Below are 19,775 nucleotides of genomic sequence, written 5' to 3'. Positions count from 1 at the left end.
GGTTCGTCTTATAGAGGGAGTATATCCTACAAGAAATAGATTATATTCTAAGGAATTCTTTAACTCTTGCCTTCGGAAATACCTACGACAGATTGCTTATTTACAGACTCAAGCCATCTAATCTTTCGGCATTAGAAATGATTTTATTCGCTATTTACATTCAACAGATCGTCGCTAATTGCCCTGAATTGTATTGAATAGCTTAAATTGCAGTGTACAATTATAAGCAATTCAATGAGCGAATTTACTTTAGCGACATTCTGCGATATTATTGGAATTAGCGCCGCCTCCGGTATAGAATATCAGGATGGACAAATTTATCTCCTATCTGATCATAGCAATTATTTGTATCATTATGAGATGGCAAGTACAAAGCTCCATAAATATGTTTTGCAGGAGCATTCGCCTATGGAACAGATAGAGAAGCCTAAGAAGCTGGATCTTGAAGCCATGCTTTATCAAGATGGTCGCTTCTATGTTTTTGGATCGGGATCCACTCCCCTACGTGAATTAGGTTTTTCTTTTTCACCCCAGAATCAGCAAGTCGACAAGCTTTCGTTAAGCGATTTGTATCAACGGCTGCGTGCGACCGCACAGATCGATGAATTGGACTTTAATTTGGAGGCTGCAGCCTCTTATGGCGATCATTGCTTGTTTCTAAACCGTGGGAATGGCCCTGCTGGTCGCAATGTTTTGTTTACGATTAGCGATATTAATAAGCCAGATTCTGCCGTTATATCTGCGGTTGATATTGCGCTACCACAAGTTAATGGATTGCCTTTTGGTTTCTCTGGTGCCACCCTGCTTGACGATACGTTGTTCTTTATCGCTACCGCAGAAGAAGGAAAATCCACTTATGAGGATGGGAAAATTGGGGGAACACTATTCGGTATTATCGATTTAAAGACCTTAAAAATTGTATTTACGACCCTAATCTCGAAGGATCAAAAGTTCGAGGGTATTTCTGTTTATCAGCTGCATCCAGATCGTCTTTCATTTCTGCTGTGTGAAGATAATGATGGACTTGGGGATACCGCGACTATATATAAACTAGCGTTAGATTATCCGATACAATAGCGATTGTATGAGGTTATGGTTTTGAAGAGTGCTTATTGGCTGGCTTAGGCCAAATTAGGATATAAAAATAGGGAAGCAATTAAGTCTTCCCTATTTTCTTACGGTATTTAGCAGTTTATCTGATTACCATCCTGGATTCTGCGTGTATTTTGCTAATGTGATCTGATCAATAGGAAGTGGGTAATAATAGTTTTTATTATTCCACACGCGTTTTCCACCAGATACGCTAGGATAGACAATGATATAACCGTCGGCGTTGGTTTCAATAGCATTGATGTCTTTTCCTTGGTTAACATATTCAGCTTTCAAGTTTGCATCTAATTTCATTCCTAAAATAGATTTAGCGCTTTCAATTAACTTACCTGCTTTCCAACGTAGTATATCTTTCCAGCGTTGACCCTCACCAATTAGTTCGACTTGACGCTCTCTTCTAATTTCGCGCAATAGCGGCGCGATGCTATAACCGTAGTCTACTCCATTGACATCGTTAGCGACAGTAGTTAATAGTTTAGGCATGCCGACACGCGCTCTTAAAAGATTAATACTTCGATCTAAATCAGTCTGTGAAATCGTCCCATCTAATTCATATTTAGCTTCGGCAAAATTCAACAGCACTTCTCCAAACCTAAAGATAAAAGCATCTATATCAGATTGGTTAGCAATATATTGTGCAGCATCACTTGATCTTCCTTTAATCAACCAATAACCCGTACTTGTTCTAGAAGTTCCGATCGCTGGCAATCCCGTTGGTGTGGATGTAGATGAATTAAATTGCCATATAAAATTAGGTGTTGCGATAGTTTGAGCATATCGAGGATCTCTATTGAGATGCTCTTTTAAGGGCGAGCTCTCATCATAGGTAAAGGACGTTAAGTCTTTAGGTTTACCATCTGTAAATAAATATTGCTCAACGAAGGATTTGCTCACGCCAGTGTTGTTTTCTGTTGCCGTACGTGAATATCCTTGCGTGCTGATATTCAAGATATATGCACGGTTCAAAATATTTTCCGGATTGTTACTTAGATCTTGTTGAATAAATAAGTTATAATAATCCTTTGTTGGGTCTCCTGTCGTATAGAGTTTATAGCCGCTATTGGCAGCCATCAAATCAAGGGATGCCTGAACGGATGCCTCTAATGGGGCTGTATGATTCCCTAAGGCATGGTATTTTCTAAATGTACCTTCCCATAGTCCGACGCGAGATAACAAAGCACGCGCGACATCTTTATTGAGTCTGCCCGCTTTTTGTGTTCCTTTTGCTGGTAGGTTTTCTACGGCAAACTTCAGGTCTTCAAGTACGAAGTCCATAACCTCGTTTCTATTGACACGCGGTCCAAATAGTTCTTCAGAAGTTTCATCTAAATCTTTAATCACTAGCGGAACATCGCCAAAGCGTTCTACTTTTTGCCAATAAAACAAGGCTCTAAAAAAGCGGACTTCGCCAGCATAGATTTCTTTATTGGTTGTATTTGCTTGACTATAACGAGTTAGAAAATAATTGCATTGGCGGATTGCTTGCCAGTCGCCTGTAGCCCATCCGCCGCCATTATTTGGAATAACATAGGTACCCGCTAAAAGGTCATTGATACTTCTTGGGACCATGACATCTGAGTTATTGTCCTCACTGTAATTAGTAATTGCAGGCAAGTTATCGTAGAAGCCATTCGCATAGAGTAATAAGTCGTCTTCGGTCTTGAAGAACGTGGGTTCGCTGAATGCATCTTTCGGAAAGCGATCTAGAAAGCCATCGTCTTTGCAGCTCTGCAATAAAAGCGTTGCGACAAATGTATATAGTGTTATCTTTAAAATTTTCATCTTCTTATAAGTTAATTTGTAAACCAAACGCTAGCGATTTAACCAAAGGATATTCTTGACGATCAAGTTGTTCTGGGTCGTAGCTTTCGAACATCTTGGTCCATTGGAAAGGGTTTTCAGCCGTGAAATAAGCCCTTACCTTCGTCAATTTCAGACGTTGCAGCAAAGAAGCCGGCAAGGTATATCCTACACTTAATTGTTTCATTCGCAGGTAAGATGCGTCTTGCATATAGCGGGTTTGCGTTTGATAATTTCCACCACCGCCGAATCGAGGTCTTGGGAAATAGGCATCCTGATTTTCTTCCGTCCAATAATCTAAAGATGCCGTTGTTGGGGCTGCCCATTCGCTGGTGAATCCCCAGAAATAAGTTCCTCCGATAAAGGCATCGCGCTTACCTATTCCTTGGAAAAACATCGTTAGATCAAAGTTTTTAAACTCTGCACCTAATCGGAATCCGTAGTTGTATCGCGCTTGATTATTACCTATAATCCTACGATCCCCAGGATTGTCGAAGGTGCTTGTTCCATAATTAATCTTTCCATCACCATTTAGATCTTCATACTTCACATCCCCAGCGAGCCACTTGCCACCCCAGATTGCGCTATTGTCTACACTCGCAGCTTCAGCATCTGTTGAGTACAGTCGATTTGAAGTAAAACCCCATACTTCGCCAATCTGACTACCAACATAATACTGCCCAATAATGCCTGTAGGATTTAAATCATATTTTGTAATCTCAGCTTTACTATCGCCCACATTAACGGAAGCAAAGTATCGTAGTCCGTTCGAAAGGTTATCTGCCCATGATAGTTCTAATTCCCAACCTTTGGTTCTCAGATCTGCGGCATTTCTTTCTGGTACATTGGTTCCTAAAATTGATGGAACAACAAGTCCGCCAACAATCATCCCTTTCGTATCGCGGTTATATACATCAAACGAGCCTTTCAATTTACTGTCAAGCATGGCAATATCTAAACCTATATTTCTAGAGGTTACCTCTTCCCAGGTAAATCCTTGACTTACTAAGCTCGGTGAGCGCACAAAAGTTTGTTGCGATCCGTTGAATAAGTAACCTGTAGTACCGTAAGGCATTGTCGCTATATATGGATACAATCCTTTATTTTCAAGCAATTGATTCGGCAACTTACCATAGGATGCTCTTAACTTAATGTCATTAAATAAGGGCTTAGTGAAATCCATAAATGCCTCGTTGGAAAGTCTCCATCCAGCAGATATCGAAGGACTAAATACATAACGATCGGAGGCTGCGAATCGTGATGATCCATCATAGCGACCGTTTACTTCTAATAGGTATCTATCGTCGTATACATAGTTTACACGGAAAAATTGTCCGATTAATGCCCAGTCTCCTATCCCACTTCCTACATCAGGCTTTAGGTCATTATTTAATTTTATATAAGGATAATCAGGATTCAATAAGTTCTTCGCTCTGACGTTGAAAGACTCATTGACCTTATATTCACGGTTGTAACCAACCATTCCTTTTAAATAATGTTTACCAAATGTGTTTTCGTACTCTGCATACAAGTTGATTGCGCTGTAATTATCATGCGAATTCGCTTCATAAACTGAGGATGGGTTATTATGAGGGTATAAACCAATCAAATGAGCTTTTGTAGGGTCCGTTATATCATCACCTTTTATCGCTGGTGCCCCATATTCATAATAAGGCTTCACATTTGATTTATTGTTTTGATGGTATGCATTCCAAGTCAAATCACCGACAACTCTTACGTTTTTAATCGGCTTGATTACAAATCCTCCTGTCAACCAAAGGTCATCGGACTTCAAGGTGTTACGACCGTTATATTCTAGATTAGCGAATGGATTGGTATTGTTACCTTGTCCCGAATAATGGCCGTCTGGATGGTAGATTGGCATCACAGGTCTTAAATCATCAGCAATACGATCTCCAACGATACCATATCTTGCAGCTTCGGCAGGCTGGTCGTTAGTTTTACGATTAAATCTCATTTTTGTAGATAACTCAAGCCAGCTTGCTGCTTTAAAGTTCACCACCATATTGGCATTATAGCGCTTATACTTTTGATTTGCTTCCGATACGGCACCCTTTTGCGACAAAGCACCTAGGGACGCCAAATAATTCAGCTTCTCGCCACCACCGGAAATAGAGAAATCATGTTGTGTTAAAGGTTCATTTCCCGGAAACATTTCCTTTAACCAGTTGGTGTTTCCTGAGTATCGATATCGTGTATGGTCTGTTGGATCAATATATACCGCATTTTCGGGAATTGGATTTGCCATATACTTACGAATGTGTTCAAGGTCCTGATCATTATAACCATAGGAGCCTGTTGCACCTCCTGTCAATCGGCCAGTATTATCCGCTAACATGTACATGGTGACATATTCCAGCGAATTTGCTAGATCTGGTAACACCGTTGGTTTTGAATAAGCCTGATTTAGATTATAGGACACCTTAGTCGGCGCATTGTATTTTCCGGCTTTAGTATTGATTAATATTACCCCGTATGCTGCTCGTCCACCATATATGGCTGCCGATGCGGCATCTTTTAATACAGTTACTGATTCCACGTCATCGGGATTTAACTGATTGGGATCCATTTGCACACCATCCACCAATACTAATGGTCCACCGCCATTAATAGATGTATATCCGCGAAGGTTAAATGAAGAACCAGAACCCGGCCTACCATTTCCTGTAGAAACATTCAAATTGGGAATTAGGCCCTGTAATCCTTGTCCTACATTGGCAATAGAGCGTCCTTCAATTGCTTCCGAAGAAACACTCGAGACTGCACCTGTTAGATTTCCTTTTCTATTCGTTCCATATCCGACTACAACGACCTCATTGATTGAATTATCATCGGGAATCAGCACAATGTTGAGATCATTACTATTCTTTACGGAGATGGTCGCTTTTTTATAGCCCATGAAGGTTATTTCTAGAATAGATCCTTCTTTTGCTGCGATTGTAAATTGACCATTACCGTCTGTAGACACAACATTATTCATGTCTATTACGCGGACCGTTGCTCCAGTAATTGGAACCGACTGCTGGTTGACTACGGTACCTTTAACTGTAATTTGATCCTGCCCCTCAAAATGTATACGTGCAGGATTTGGCTCTAGGGCTAATGTTGTGTTGGGAAGCGTGAACACCGTAGCCATGCTAATATAAATGGGTATTTGGCATACAATCCATTTACATTTTTTTAGCATCAAAACTTTACTTTTCATAGTTCATAATTTAGATGGTTTAACTTATTTAAGAATATTCTGTATATCAAAAGATTACTCATTCGAGGTCAGAGCAATATTGTAATACAGCATCTGCACGAAAGGGCAAAATTCTTTACAAGAGGCCTATTAAGCTTCTATATTTCTAAAACAAACTGATTAAGCTAAATTGAGGTAGAGTTAAGTTAAGGCTGAAATACTCAAATCAAAATAAAAGGTCTCCAATTGCTTAATAATGTTATAAAGTAAATTGAAATCCTTTGCAATATTATTTACGATATTACCATATGTGTACGTGATTTTACCAAGTAATTGAAATGTAGCTACAAGATGTAGCGGAGAGCAAAAATCAAAGCCTATATTTTAAGAATGACTATCATCTTTGAATTCTTAAGATATGGGACTTTAGTTGGGAATTGCGACCCCATATTCGGGCATTATGCGATTCTAACTAGTCAAGATAACCCGTTTTTTGAAGTTTTGTTTGACGCGACTACCTATAAACCAGCACTGAAATTTTGAAGGTGATTGGAAAAGCTTGAATATAAATTAGAAAACATGCGGATAATCGTATTGTTTCGTAGAGCACATAGGGATTGTTCGTTACTTTTGATGAAAGAGTTTATTTATTGATTTTTTTGTCTAAATTTCATGATGAAGCAATTTATCGATTGAATTGCAAGCCTACGAAGTATTAGCTAGTGAGTAAATAAATATGAATGAAATCAAGTTTATTGCATTAATAGAGCCCCCAACAAAAAAGGATAAGCCGACTGAGGATTCAAACAGTGATTTCCCATTTGCAAACGATGCAGAATCCGACTGCTATCAAAAAAGACTTATCGCGAAAAACTACAAGAACTTTCCTGAACCTATTTTATCTGGAATTCACCAATATCGTCTTTTTGATATCGATATGATAAATATGGAGCGGATCATCAATCTCCATATTGAAAATACAGAACTTGAAAATTCGATATCATTGTTTGGTGGTTATGCCATTTCAGTGAATCAACGGATTGAACTCTTTCCTCAATGTTGCGGATTATTAGAAGAGATACAAACCTGGAAAGCCATATTGGATGAAAATTTCAATGAATTTTACCTTAGGACAAGTCATCCAAGTCCGATTATCCTTAAATCAAAGAATGAAATTATTATACGTTGTTCAGATGCCTACGAAGAGTTTGTACCTCTTTCAACGAAGAAAGAAATTAGGTTAGATTACATGCAAACTAAAGAAGCATTGATTCTACTCTTGGCCGACCTAACTGCATATTCAAATGCATTAAACCAAATGAGTGACAAGTTTGAAGTGGATAACTTGGCGAATATCTTGATTTGGGACAAAACGATATTTAGCATCAACGCAAATTCCTATTTTATTTACAGATTGAAATTTGGTCTGAAGGAAGGAAACAGCACCATCCATACAGACCAATATATTAGATTAATCAAGTTTAATTACTTTAATAAGGTAGGAAAGCAAAAAGTCTTCCTTCACCAGGCAGCAGTGTCAGACTTACTGTCCCTCCGCTTATCGCGATTGGGTTTAGCGCGCCATTAACTTTCGATACTTCAGCCATATTCGTTATCCAACCTGCAATTTGGAAAGTATATGTTTTTGAGCTTGTCAAGCTCTTATTTACAATCATCGCGTAATTACGACCACTTTCAGACCAGTCTTTAGAATGGCCGATAATTAAATCAGCTGTCGGATCTACAGGTTTTATATAATGTAATGAAGGCAACACCTCTGCTCCTGCTGGAATATTTGTGCCATGATGATAAACATTATAAGCCTGAAGTTTCATGAGGCGATTTCCTAATATCTTCATCTCGGCATTTAGATTTTGAAACGGTATATATAGATCGGTTTTATTACCTAGCGAATCAATAATTGCGTTAGTAAAGGGTTCGCCTTGATTTACCGGTGTAAAGTAGGTAAACCAAACAGGATATTTAATTCCATAAGCTAACATAGAATAGACATTATAGCGCAGTTCATTAGCATTAGGTCTTCTATAATGCCCGCTAATACCGATGGATTGCAAATATGCGGAAGTCTTTATCCCTCCATTGGAGATCGCAAGGCGTCGGATTAGATCCAAATTGCTATAGTACTCCGGCAATATGGTTCCATCAGCACGGAAGGGATAGATATCTACGGTTAGGTAGTTCAAGTTTGCAGCACCGATTTTGTTTATATAGGCCTGTACATAATCAGTTTCATAGTTAATTGGTCCTAGAATAGCGGGTACAGCGATACTAGGAAACAAATTGATATGCGGTAGATGAAGAGGATCATAAGTCCTAATCTTATTGTATATTGTTGTTGCCCAATCAAGTTGACTCATATTCGGTTCATCTTTGACATAATAACCAGCAAGGCCGCTGTGCGAGGAATAAGCAGCTACCATACTTGCAATATCTGCATCTGTACCATAGGCTCGGGCATCAAAAATAATGGAACGCATACCGTATTGTGCCGATTTATCTAGAATGCTCAGGTTCTGCGCTTCGGTATATGTGATGACGTATTGCAAAATATCTACATTGGCTGCAGATAGCGTCTGAAATGTATTATCATTTACATCAGGCCATGTAGGTGGCCAATAGACTCCGATTAAAAAGTTGTCCGCGAATCCTGTGGTGCTTAGGGAATTTAATGATGATTCCTTTTTAGCCTTCAATACTTTCGAGTTGATAACATCCTCGGGTTCCAGATCGCTTTGACAACTGAAAAAGCATAGGCTGAAACAGCATAAAAATCCAAGAAATAAATTTTTCATCTTATAGGGTTTTAAAATGTGTGATTATTATCTCCTTATTTTAAGAATAGTAATTGACAATTAAGTTACCTACACTCTTCCATTTAAACACATAACACATTGACCAATACCTGTATTATATTAACCAGAGCAATCTACAACACACAATGTGCAGACTGCTCTGACTCATATTTTCGGCAGACTTATCTCCCGAGAAGCAACATCCTTCCTTCTCCAGGTAAAAGGTTCAACGAAAACGTCCTTTGCTTATCGATACTCAAACCTTCCTTTTTTAAGGATTGATCTTTTACCGTTAAACTTGTCAATTGTTTGACACCCGAATCCAATATTTTGAAGGATAACGTTTTTGCCACTGTTAATGACTTATTGACCATCATGATATATTGATCGCCATTTTTATGCAGGAACTTTGTGATGATCAGGTCATCAGCGTTGCTAGTCGGTTGTATGACAAAGTCAACCGGAAGACTTTGGATTGCTATAGCAGAATCCGCACCGACATGGTACACTTCAAGGGCCTCGGAATTGAATAAGATCTCGCTGATTTGTTTTACCTCTTTATTCAATTTCTGGAACGGCTCATAGAGATCAGTTTTTCGGCCATAAGGATCTATGATCGCATCGGTAAAGATTTCCTTCCCTGCATTTGTGGGTGTCCAATAAGTAAACCATACAGGGCGTTTTATCCCATAGGCTAGTGCCGAGTAGATATTGAATCGCAGTTCGCTTTCACTTGGTCGCTTATAGGCGTCGATAATACCTACAGACTGTAAATACGCGGCAGTACGCACCTTATATTTTAATCCAACTCTGCGGATAATATCTAAATTCTCATAGTAGGTTGGGCGAATTCTACCGTTTGCCATAAACGGATACTGATCAAAAGTAAGGTACTTCAATTTATCTGCTCCGACGAGATTTACCCATCGCTCGACATGATTCGTTTCGTAGCTAGGGATGACGAAATTCGGAAATAAATTAACATGCGGAACATGTACAGGATCTAGCGCAATAAGTTTTTTATAGATCGTCGAGGCCCATGGAAATTCTGTTGAATCGGGTTCATCTTTGATATAATATCCCTCTAAGGCTTTGTGGTTTTTGTAGGTGGCCACAGCCTCCGCAATTTCAGCATCAGTGCCAAAAATTCTTGGATCAGCGACCGTAACTTTAAATCCATACTTCGCTGCCAGTGCTAGCAAATGCATATTATGTTCTTCGCTAAACATCTTTGCGTTTTTTACGTTCTCTACGAAGTCTATATTGGCCTCTCCAATCCACTTATATTGCTCTTCGTTGCTAAATTCCCATACCGGTGGCCAAAAGACGCCAATAGCGAATTTATCTGGTGAAGAAGACAGTGTTTGCTGCTTTTGTTGGGCATATACACTTCCCAATAAACAACAACTTATATTGATTAGAATTAATAGTGCTTTTCTCATAGTTTATCAATTTTATAAAATGAAAATTATAAGGCGGTTCGAAATGGCGATGCAGGGAGATCACGCTGATTATAAAGATTGCATTCAGGGTCTGCAGACCAACCGTAACGTACGTGTATAGGGTTTGTTACTTCGTCTGAATAAACCTTAACTTGATCCCCAACGATTACTGCATTTGCACCTTTGAATACTCCATCTTCTCCTGCGATTGTGAATCCTGTCAAACGTTCACCTTTATACTTTAGACCGCCCATCGTATAATTGAATGATAGAATTATATTAGATCCCTGTCTTTCCATCGACTTGTAAATCGGACCTGAATAAGCCGCTTGTTGATCTTGATAGGCTATAAACTGTGCAGTAGCATATAATCGTTCACCTACAGTCTTTTTATTGCGGGGGTGAATATCTTTAGAATCCCCCACGTCTATTGCTACTGCCATCCCGGTGTTTGGCAAGTTTAGCGCGTTCCGCTGCGCCTCGCGAAGTACTGCCCATTTATCATCTGCAGCCGCTAACTCATTACCTGCAAAGTTTGCAAGCTGTACAAACAGAAAAGGGAAATACCCCTGCTTCCATCGAATCCGCCAATCGTTAATCAGCATAGGAAAGAGAAAGTTATAATCTTCAGGTTTCCATGTATTTGCTTCGCCTTGATACCACAATACGCCTTTTATGCTATAGGGTATCAGCGGTACTATCATCGCATTAAAGAGCACACCTTGATTATTTCTTTCCCTTGGTAGATCGGGATATTTGGGTTCGATAGCTGGGTTACATACCCAAGTATCAGGAAGTGCGATACGCTTTCCGTTTTGTATGAAATAAAGGCTTTCCGCATTATTACCAAGAATGCCATTTGCCCACAAACTACGTATGCGGATGGCGATTGTATTTTCCCCTTTCGCTAATAAGTTCTTCGGAATGGATAGCTTTTTCGAAGGAAGAAATTGTTCAGTATCGAGCTTAACACCATTAAAGTATATCTCAAATTGACCTTCCAACTGTTCTAAATGAAGAGACAAGTCGTTTTTTTTATCTGCTAGTTTTATTTTATTTCTAAACCAGAGATAACATCCTGGGATGTAAAGGTCTGTCTCTGTCGTAAAGATGGCCGATATACTCAGTGGGAACTTTACTTGTCTCCATTTGCTATCGTCGAAGTTTTTGTTCACGACACCTTGCTTCAACCCATCCTGTGCATGCTCAAACTGGTCAACTTGCTTTAAATATGCTTCATATAGCAGACTTACATTTTGCTTTACGGGGACTGGTTCAATCGAGGGTAAATTGTCATAGGCACGGATAGCATCCTTACCGATCCAGGGCTCAATTGCTGTTCCTCCCCAAGCCGCCTGAATGATTCCTACTGGAACATTCTTTTGCTGATGCAGTTTTTTCGCAAAGAAGTATGCTACGGCAGAAAAACTAGGTGCCTGCATAGGATTACTCGACTGCCAATTCCCGGTGACTTCAGTCTCCAGTTCATCTGACATACCCTGTTTTACTTGAAAAAAGCGAATGTCAGGAAAGTCGGATGCTGCTATTTCCTGTTCTGCATTTTCGGAACCTGCAAGTCCAAATTCCATATTAGACTGTCCGGAGACTAGCCAAACCTCTCCAATCATCACATGCTGGAAAACAATACTGCTATCCTTTGTACTTATTTCCATGGTGTAAGGGCCTCCTGCTGTCATAGCAGGAAGATGGCCGAGCCACCTTCCTAATGTATCAACTTTGAACTGATGTTCATTTCCGCCGAATTTGACATGGATCAAATCATTTACGGTCCCTGTCCCCCAAACGGTAATTGCTTGGGACTGCTGAAGAACCATGTTATCCGCGAAGATGGCCGGTAATTTGACTTGAGCGACAACCATAATCGGCAGCAAGAATACTAGCCAAATTGAGATCAGAAATCTATTCATCCTTACCTGTAATTAGGGTTTTCTTCCAAATTGGTATTCTGTTGCGTTCTTGTCTTTGTAATTGGCAGATAATAATGATGCGGTTCAAAAATAGCAGCAACATTCGGCCCACCGTCTACCTTTTCTAAGACTTGTAATTCCAGCTTTTTACTGGCGAAGTCTAACGTATATCGCAATCCAGTTTCCCGTTTAGTAAGTACATTTGTCGCAATACGCCATCTTCTCAAGTCCCAATAACGAGAACCTTCAAAAGCGAGCTCTACTTTTCTTTCTTTTTGAATCAAATCGAATGTAATATTTGTTCTCGGTTTTACCCCTGCTCTGTCCCGTAATTGATTCACTACGGTCAGTGCTTCAGCAGTTTTCCCTAATTTGAAAGCCGATTCCGCGTGGTTTAACAAGATTTCTGCGAAACGGAAGACTATCCAATCTTGACTTGATGCAAAATCTGCGGACATGTTATTCTTGTTTTCATCGAGGTATTTCAACACGCCGAAACTCGTATGCGCGCCTAGTTTTTGCCCTTGCAATCCAATATGCGGGGTGCCCTGATAAGCTCCATTAGCGTCGGAAAGATATTGCCCATTTACCTTTAATGATTTATGCCAGTCGATTGTTGAACCTTGCCATGGAGTACCGTGCGTATACACTGAAGCGAAGAATCGAGGTTCCAATTTTCCCCATAACTCGTCGATAGTCCAAAGCTTACTGGTTAAAGTACTCGTTGAAAGATCTGGAAGCGTCCCATCGACGTTTTCAAATGTAGAGGCAATAAAAGAGAGGTAGACCATATTTTGATTGCCGTTATACCATGCATTTGGCAATGGTCCCTGTATGAAGTCGTAACGCCATCCATTACCACCAGAACCAATCATATCCTTATCGTTATGTTGTACAACAAAAATAGCCTCTGGATTACCTTTAACGAGGAATATATCTCTAAAGTTCTTGGTCTTGTCTGCACTGCCATTGTATAATTTATGAACGCCTTCTTGGATAATCTTTTGAGATGCTTCATAACTTTTTGTATAATATGCATTAGCTTCGTTTGCTGGAATTCCCAATAAGCCATTCAATTGTATTTGCCCAAATTCAGCAATACTACCCGCATATAGAGCCGCTCTACTTAATAAACTCAATGCTGCATATTTAGAAGCTCTACCCTGCTGGTTAACGGCTGGTAAATCTAACGATGCCTCATTCATTTCTTTAATAACGAAATCGTAGAGTTCTTTCTCTGTATTTCTTTTCGGATAAAGCTCTTCTTGTGGGTCGGAGATTTGTTGAACTTTAGTAATCAACGGCACTCCACCATAGCGTCGAACCATCGAGAAATAATTATAGGCCCGCAGAAAACGAGCTTCCGCTACTAGACTTTTCTTTAGGTCTTCGGCAATCGATGAATTGGGAACTTGTTCAATAAATTCGTTCAACTGACGGATAATAACATAGGAGTTCTCCCACCATTCTAATAGACCTCCATTAATTGTAATTCCACTATTTCTATAAACTGCCCAGTTAGGATACATTCCCCAGGTGGCTTCATCCGTCAAATTAGTAATTAGGGTTGCTCCAACCTGTCCTTCAATTGTCCAACCTACGCCAGGACGAATACCAACATATTTCTCAGGTGTTTCATTCTCTAATACACTCATCATACTGTAACTGCCGGCTAAATGGGCTAACACAGCATTTTTATCATTCCATACAATGGTTTCTGAGATACGATCTAAAGGTTTGCGATCTAGTACATCCTTGCTACAACCTCCAAGTAATAAAAGGGCTAAGAGATTAAATACATATATCTTTTTCATAATCTACGAGTTAAAAGGAAACATTAAAACCAACCATAATTGTTTTTTGCTGCGGATAATAAGAAGTGGTTGGCTGCCCATCTTGAATTGCATACGGTGATTCAGGATCTAGCATAAACTTTCCGAGTTTGCTGATGGTAAATAAATTGGTACCTCCAAGATAAAGTCTTGCTTGTTGCATTTTTAATGCAACTAAAACAGATTTCGGCAAGTTGTAGCCAATGGTAAAGGATCGAAGTCTGAAATAATCAGATTTGATAAAATTACGATCCGATAAGTAGCCATTAGATCCAGCTCCTCCCAAACGCGGAATCAAAGCATCCCCATCATTATTTTCCTCCGTCCATCTGTTGTCAAAAAATGTTTTCGTATAAGAGGTTAATGAAACTCTTTTATAGAATCCAAAGGCCCCTTGAAAAGATGCTGCTAGGTCAAAATCTTTGTAGTTTAAGCCGATATTTAAACCGGTAATAAAATTGGGAATTTGTCCTTTTCCAATTTCCACCATATCCTTCCAATCTAACTCACCATCATTATTCACGTCAACATATCTCACGTCACCGAGATTCAAGGTCGGGTTACCAGGGTATTTGAATGTCAAATCATCAATCTGCTCTTGACTAGTAAACAGTCCATCTGAAACATAACCAACCGTTCTATCCACCCAATTTCCAGAAAGCTTATAAATTCTTTCAGCATCTGCATCCGTATACTCAATTTCCTCCACATGGTTCCATTTTGCACGTTGGTAAGAAATATTGGCGCTTACATCCCATTTCAAATCTCCCGAGTTGCCCATGGTCCCTAACTTAAACTCCATACCTCTATTGGTTTGGCTATTCAAATTCTCAAGCGGTAGCTCAGCACCGAAACTTGAAGGAAGACTTACCGTTTTCTTCGCAGGAATACCCTCTCTATTTCTATAGAAGACATCAAACTCTCCATAGATTTTTTTATTTAACATGGCGAAATCAAGACCTAGGTTATAATTGGTAATTCTTTCCCAAGAAAGCGCTGGATTCGCCATACCTAATGAGGTAATTCCTAAAACTGGCGTTCCGCCGAATAATACAGGCATTAAAGTCGGTCCGTAACCTGCGAGATATTGGAAATCTCCGATTCCATCGTAGCCTGATGAGCCATAACTAGCCCTTAACTTCAAATCGTTTAACCATGTCAGCGGTTTCATAAATTCTTCTTCCGCAATTCTCCATCCTAGGGAAACACTTGGAAAATATCCCCATCTTGAATCTGCTGGAAACTTAGCGGAAGCATCCGCACGAAAGATTAACTCGGCTAGATATTTTTGATCATAAGCATAGTTTAATCGACCTACATAACTCTTTCTTCCCATTTGACTGGCAGAGCCATTATTGCTCACCGTACTGCTGCTACCGGCAAACATTTGGTCAAGAGTCGGGAACGTGAAATCTGTTCTTCCCGCATTGATATAATCATAATCATAGCTAATGACCTCATGCAGTAACATAGCACTTAGGTCATGAGTTTCATTAAAAGTACGTTTGTAATTCAACGAAAACTGACCTGTTAAGGTTTTGTAAACAGACTTCTGTTGGAACAAAGGCGTATTCGCATTAAACTGTGACACCAATTCATAAGTTTGATTGTCTACATTATAATTGTACATATCGACCGGCCGTCCATATGATTTTAAGTTATCATTGATCTGTATATAGTTCCCAAAGGCTTTAGCCGACAAACCTTCAATGCCTTTAAAGGCGTATTCAAGGTAGGCGGTATTACTCAGGTTTTGCGTATTGGTGTTGTTATAACCACCGAGCTCCATATCGGATTGTACAAGTGCGCCACCCGTCGCTGATCCAGTATATGGCACCTTGGAAGGATCTGGAAAAGCGGAAGGATACATTGGTTTGTTATTATACAAATCGGCAAATAAATAGCCCCCACCATTTTGAGGACGATGTGTAGATTTTATAACGTCAACAATATTTGAAACAGTGATTCCAAAGCTCAAGTTATCGAGAATCTGAGCATCGACATTCACCTGCAAATTATAGCGATTATAATCACCACCATTCTTTTTCCAGAATGAACCCTGGTTCTGCGTACCTAGAAATCCATAGTACTTAATCTTCTCCGAACCACCCCGAACAGATAGATTGTAATTATGCATATCTGCCCAATCTTTCATGATAATATCCTGCCAGTTGGTATTATAGAAACCCGGCTCTGTAGCCGCATAAAATTTAGCGATTTGATCTTTAGTATAAGGCACTGCATTGGCAGGTTGACCCGACTGCAGGTAAGCCTCCGACACAAGAGTTGTATACTCGCCAGAAGAAAGCATTTTCTGAAAATAAGTTGGTCTTTGTAAGGTAGACGTACCATTGAATTGAATTACAGGTTTACCGATATTCCCTCTTTTCGTCGTCACCAAGATAACGCCATTTCCGGCACGAGCACCATAGATTGAAGCCGCACCATCCTTCAAGATAGATACACTTTCAATTTGACTGGCGTCAATATTATTAAAAGATGACTCTACACCATCTACAATTACTAAGGCACCGTCAAAGCCACGGATACTAAGTCCAGCAGCGTCACGTCCCGGTTGACCAGAGGATTGTATCGCAATTAATCCCGGCAACTTACCTACCAATGCATTGGAGACCGACGACACTGGAACTGTCGACAATTGATCCGATTGAATTGTTGCGATAGACCCAGTCACTTTATTTTTATTCTGTACACCATAGCCCACAACAACAATTTCTGCCAAATCTGCTGTTGTCTCTACTAATACAATGTTTCTATAATTTTCATCTCCACCGACACTGATCTCTAGATTCTGAAAACCGACAGAAGAGATTTGCAATAGGGCGTTTTTAGAAGGTAAATTGATCGTAAATACACCCGAACTGTTGGTCTGCGTACTAATTTGAGATCCCGTCAGTTTAACGGTCGCATTAGATACAGGCAAACCTTCGCTATTTTGAATTTTTCCACTAAATACGCGTTGAGCTTGTGCTAATTGTAGACTCAGCAACTGACAGCAAAACAATAAAATTAACCGGCAAAGCCAGGCCTTCCCGTTCATCTGGGTTTGCCAGACGTTAGTCATTCTCCGTGTGATCATAATTTATAAGATTTGGTTTATAATGATTAGTGCGAGCAAAACATGTATCCTTCTTGTGCTGTGGATTCAATTTTTCCTCTATATGCGAAAGTGGAAAGCATAAGCCTGTAAATCGCCGATGCCCTCCCTCTGGTTTATATCGCAATTTTGTTCAAGCCAGATTGTAGCGAGAGCGTTTTCCCTTTATATTTAAAGTGCCCTGTAACTCCTGCTGGTAATACCACTTCAGCGTTTAATTTGTCTTTCTTTTTCTTCAGCTTCACGGAAATAAGCCCGTCTGGGTGTGGCATTTCTCCCTCCGCCTCGGTCAACTCCCCTAATGCAGGTTCAACCAATACGGTTTTAAATCCTGGCGAACTCGGCATAATACCACAAATTGTTGCTAAGAAATCGTAATTAGGACTGGAACTCCAAGCATGCGAGTCCGTACGTGTAGGTTCTGGCTTCTCCGCAAAGGTCGTTAAACCTAAGTCTAACATCGTCCACCATGGATCGAGAGAACCATAATAGCGATCTGCAAATCCAACTTCCTTCATTGCACGAGTCAGATAAAAACGATAAAAGAAAGTAACTTGACTTATGGACTTATCATTCATTAGGGTCTCGAAGACATCTTTCGCCTCTTGCCCTTTGACTGCACCACTTAAGATTGCCCAAATACTGGCATGTTGACTATATGTTTTTTTCAACGGCGAATTAGCCATCAAACCTTTCGTCTTATCAAATGCATGTTGATAGGTATGCTCGTTAATACTATTCGCTAGGTTTTTGTAATGTGTCGCTTCCGTTTCATTATCGAATTGCTTGAAGATTTCTGCGGCCTGATTTAAAGTATAGGCATACTGAAGACTAATTAATGCGGAGTTACCATCTAAGGCCCCCTCAGGTACGCCCCAAAGGTCAAATGCATCCCAGTCAACAAAGTTCCACCACTTCATTGGACCTAGCATTTGCTTTTGCTGATCCATATGCTTAGCATACCAGTCTATGACTTGGCGAACCGAAGGAAGAAACTGTTCAACGAACTCTTGATCTGGACGATGCATCATATAATCATGAATCATAGAAACCCAAAACAAGGCAAAGGTTGGAATAATCTGTAGACGACTACTAGGATATCGTCCTTGTGGCAAGCCTTCTGGCGTTTGCGAATGGTAGAAATCTAAAAGTGCTTTGCGCATCAAGCGATCATCTCCTGTCATATATAGTGTGATAAGGGATTGTATCCGCGTATCCCCCTCATACTGCAATTGCTCATAGTAAGGAGTATCGAAATAAGTCTCGCCAGCACAGATCAATTGTGTTCGCCAACCGACTTCCCAAATCTCTTTTAATCGCTTATCGCTGCTATTAAAGCTCGCTTTCAACTCAAACGGATAGCCAGTTTTGCTGCCATATAAATCTTGAAGAACAAGCTCCTCATCGCCAGTTTCAATATCTAACTGCAAATAGCGGTAGGTTTTAAACCATAGAGGACGAAAATGCCTATCCTTTCCGCCGTCTGGCAAAAACACATCGTAGTTGCCTTTTATTTCTTTGCTTTCAATTTCGTTACGTTGCCCTTTATTACCTGCTTTATCAAACAAAGACTCAGCGTAGGTCAGTTGAATACGACTTCCCTTTCCTTTACTTACTAATAATTCAGGATAAGCAACTGTATTAACTTCTTGATCTAAAAGTATAGATACTTTCGAATTCGATTTGATGACAAGCGGAGATTCGCCTTTTTGAAATTCCGTTACTTTCGGAATACCCGAAAACCTTCTAATGGTTGGAATACGTTGCTTGATTTCTTGCATAAATGGAATTATTCGCGGTGTAAGCGTCCATAAATTATCGGTTCCATATCCTTTAGTCACTGGGTTATTAACCAACTTTCGAGCTCCCTTCCAAGATGAATCATCATAGTCTGCTTCGGACCATCTCCAAGGATAAGCCCTTGCATCGACTTGATCACCTGGACCAATCACCATGTATGCCCCTAGTCGTTCTGTGTTGTCTATCGATGTCGGAGAATACGCTGTATTATGATAGGTCTTCCATGATGTATCGGAATTTATCTGCTCCTCCAATTTCCCATTTCCTTGAATAGCAAAAGCCGTTTGATTGGAAATTTGACCTACAGCAGCATATTCACCCATATTCCAAACCATCGCAGCAATAACGTTCTTCCCAGTTTTTAGAAATGGAGCAAGATCAATAGTTTCAAAATTCCAATTTGCTAAATCACTTCGCGCAGGACCACTCAATACAGGTTGGCCATTAACAAATAAGCGATATCGATTATCGGCTGTAACATGAACAATAAACTCCTTTGTTGCTTGCGAGAGATTGAATTCCTTTCGGAAATGATAGACACCATAGTCCTTTTGCGAAATATCAGGACAGGAAATCCATGAAGAAGGCCAATAGCCACTTAGTAATGAAGGATTAATTCGTGGATCTTGTGCAGCACAGTTTAGTCCTAGTAGTAGCATACAAAAACACAGAAATACTGAATTTCTCATAATTAGTCGTTTTGGTAACTCGCACACAGTGCAAGAGG

The 19,775-nt window shown here is 39.9% G+C and carries 10 protein-coding genes; 2 read left to right on the top strand and 8 right to left on the bottom strand.

Annotated elements, in window-relative coordinates; all coding sequences use genetic code 11:
• Nucleotides 1-234 precede the first annotated feature (234 nt).
• Nucleotides 235-1,077 carry a DUF6929 family protein gene (locus GFH32_RS08975; protein ID WP_153511307.1) on the top strand — a complete coding sequence of 281 codons (843 nt, stop codon included), beginning with the start codon at nucleotides 235-237 and terminating at the stop codon, nucleotides 1,075-1,077.
• A 123-nt stretch (nucleotides 1,078-1,200) separates the two neighbouring features.
• On the opposite strand, the gene GFH32_RS08970 is transcribed toward GFH32_RS08975, so the two are convergent.
• Together GFH32_RS08970 and GFH32_RS08965 are read right to left on the bottom strand one after the other, a co-directional pair.
• Entirely contained in the window at nucleotides 1,201-2,892 is a 1,692-nt protein-coding gene (locus tag GFH32_RS08970; RefSeq protein WP_153511306.1) for a RagB/SusD family nutrient uptake outer membrane protein, read from the bottom strand.
• A 4-nt stretch (nucleotides 2,893-2,896) separates the two neighbouring features.
• Nucleotides 2,897-6,136 (bottom strand): SusC/RagA family TonB-linked outer membrane protein, encoded by a 3,240-nt coding sequence (locus GFH32_RS08965; protein ID WP_202111218.1) that lies wholly within the window; start codon nucleotides 6,134-6,136, stop codon nucleotides 2,897-2,899.
• Between the two features lie 715 nt (nucleotides 6,137-6,851).
• Here GFH32_RS08965 and GFH32_RS08960 point away from each other — a divergent pair.
• Complete coding sequence (locus GFH32_RS08960; protein WP_153511305.1) at nucleotides 6,852-7,703, top strand: hypothetical protein; 852 nt, start codon at nucleotides 6,852-6,854, stop codon at nucleotides 7,701-7,703.
• On the opposite strand, the gene GFH32_RS08955 is transcribed toward GFH32_RS08960, so the two are convergent.
• From GFH32_RS08955 to GFH32_RS08930, 6 genes are all read right to left on the bottom strand, one after another.
• Nucleotides 7,606-8,928, bottom strand: coding sequence for a hypothetical protein (locus GFH32_RS08955; RefSeq protein ID WP_153511304.1), 1,323 nt, complete (start codon nucleotides 8,926-8,928; stop codon nucleotides 7,606-7,608). The two genes, GFH32_RS08960 and GFH32_RS08955, sit on opposite strands and share 98 nt — an antisense overlap.
• 182 nt (nucleotides 8,929-9,110) lie before the next feature.
• Nucleotides 9,111-10,370 (bottom strand): hypothetical protein, encoded by a 1,260-nt coding sequence (locus tag GFH32_RS08950; protein ID WP_153511303.1) that lies wholly within the window; start codon nucleotides 10,368-10,370, stop codon nucleotides 9,111-9,113.
• 26 nt (nucleotides 10,371-10,396) lie between these two features.
• Entirely contained in the window at nucleotides 10,397-12,298 is a 1,902-nt protein-coding gene (locus tag GFH32_RS08945; protein ID WP_153511302.1) for a sialate O-acetylesterase, read from the bottom strand.
• Between the two features lie 2 nt (nucleotides 12,299-12,300).
• Complete coding sequence (locus GFH32_RS08940; RefSeq protein WP_153511301.1) at nucleotides 12,301-14,112, bottom strand: RagB/SusD family nutrient uptake outer membrane protein; 1,812 nt, start codon at nucleotides 14,110-14,112, stop codon at nucleotides 12,301-12,303.
• A 10-nt stretch (nucleotides 14,113-14,122) separates the two neighbouring features.
• Nucleotides 14,123-17,191: a SusC/RagA family TonB-linked outer membrane protein gene (locus tag GFH32_RS08935; protein ID WP_194285682.1), complete on the bottom strand. Its 3,069-nt coding sequence runs from the start codon at nucleotides 17,189-17,191 to the stop codon at nucleotides 14,123-14,125.
• A 173-nt stretch (nucleotides 17,192-17,364) separates the two neighbouring features.
• Nucleotides 17,365-19,737, bottom strand: a complete 2,373-nt coding sequence (locus GFH32_RS08930) for an alpha-L-rhamnosidase-related protein (protein ID WP_202111217.1) — start codon at nucleotides 19,735-19,737, stop codon at nucleotides 17,365-17,367.
• Nucleotides 19,738-19,775 lie beyond the last annotated feature (38 nt).

Origin of the sequence: Sphingobacteruim zhuxiongii (assembly GCF_009557615.1) — a bacterium.
Taxonomy (GTDB): Bacteria; Bacteroidota; Bacteroidia; order Sphingobacteriales; family Sphingobacteriaceae; genus Sphingobacterium; species Sphingobacterium zhuxiongii.
Note: the sequence above shows the minus strand (reverse complement) of the source record. Positions and strands in the feature narration are given on the sequence as shown.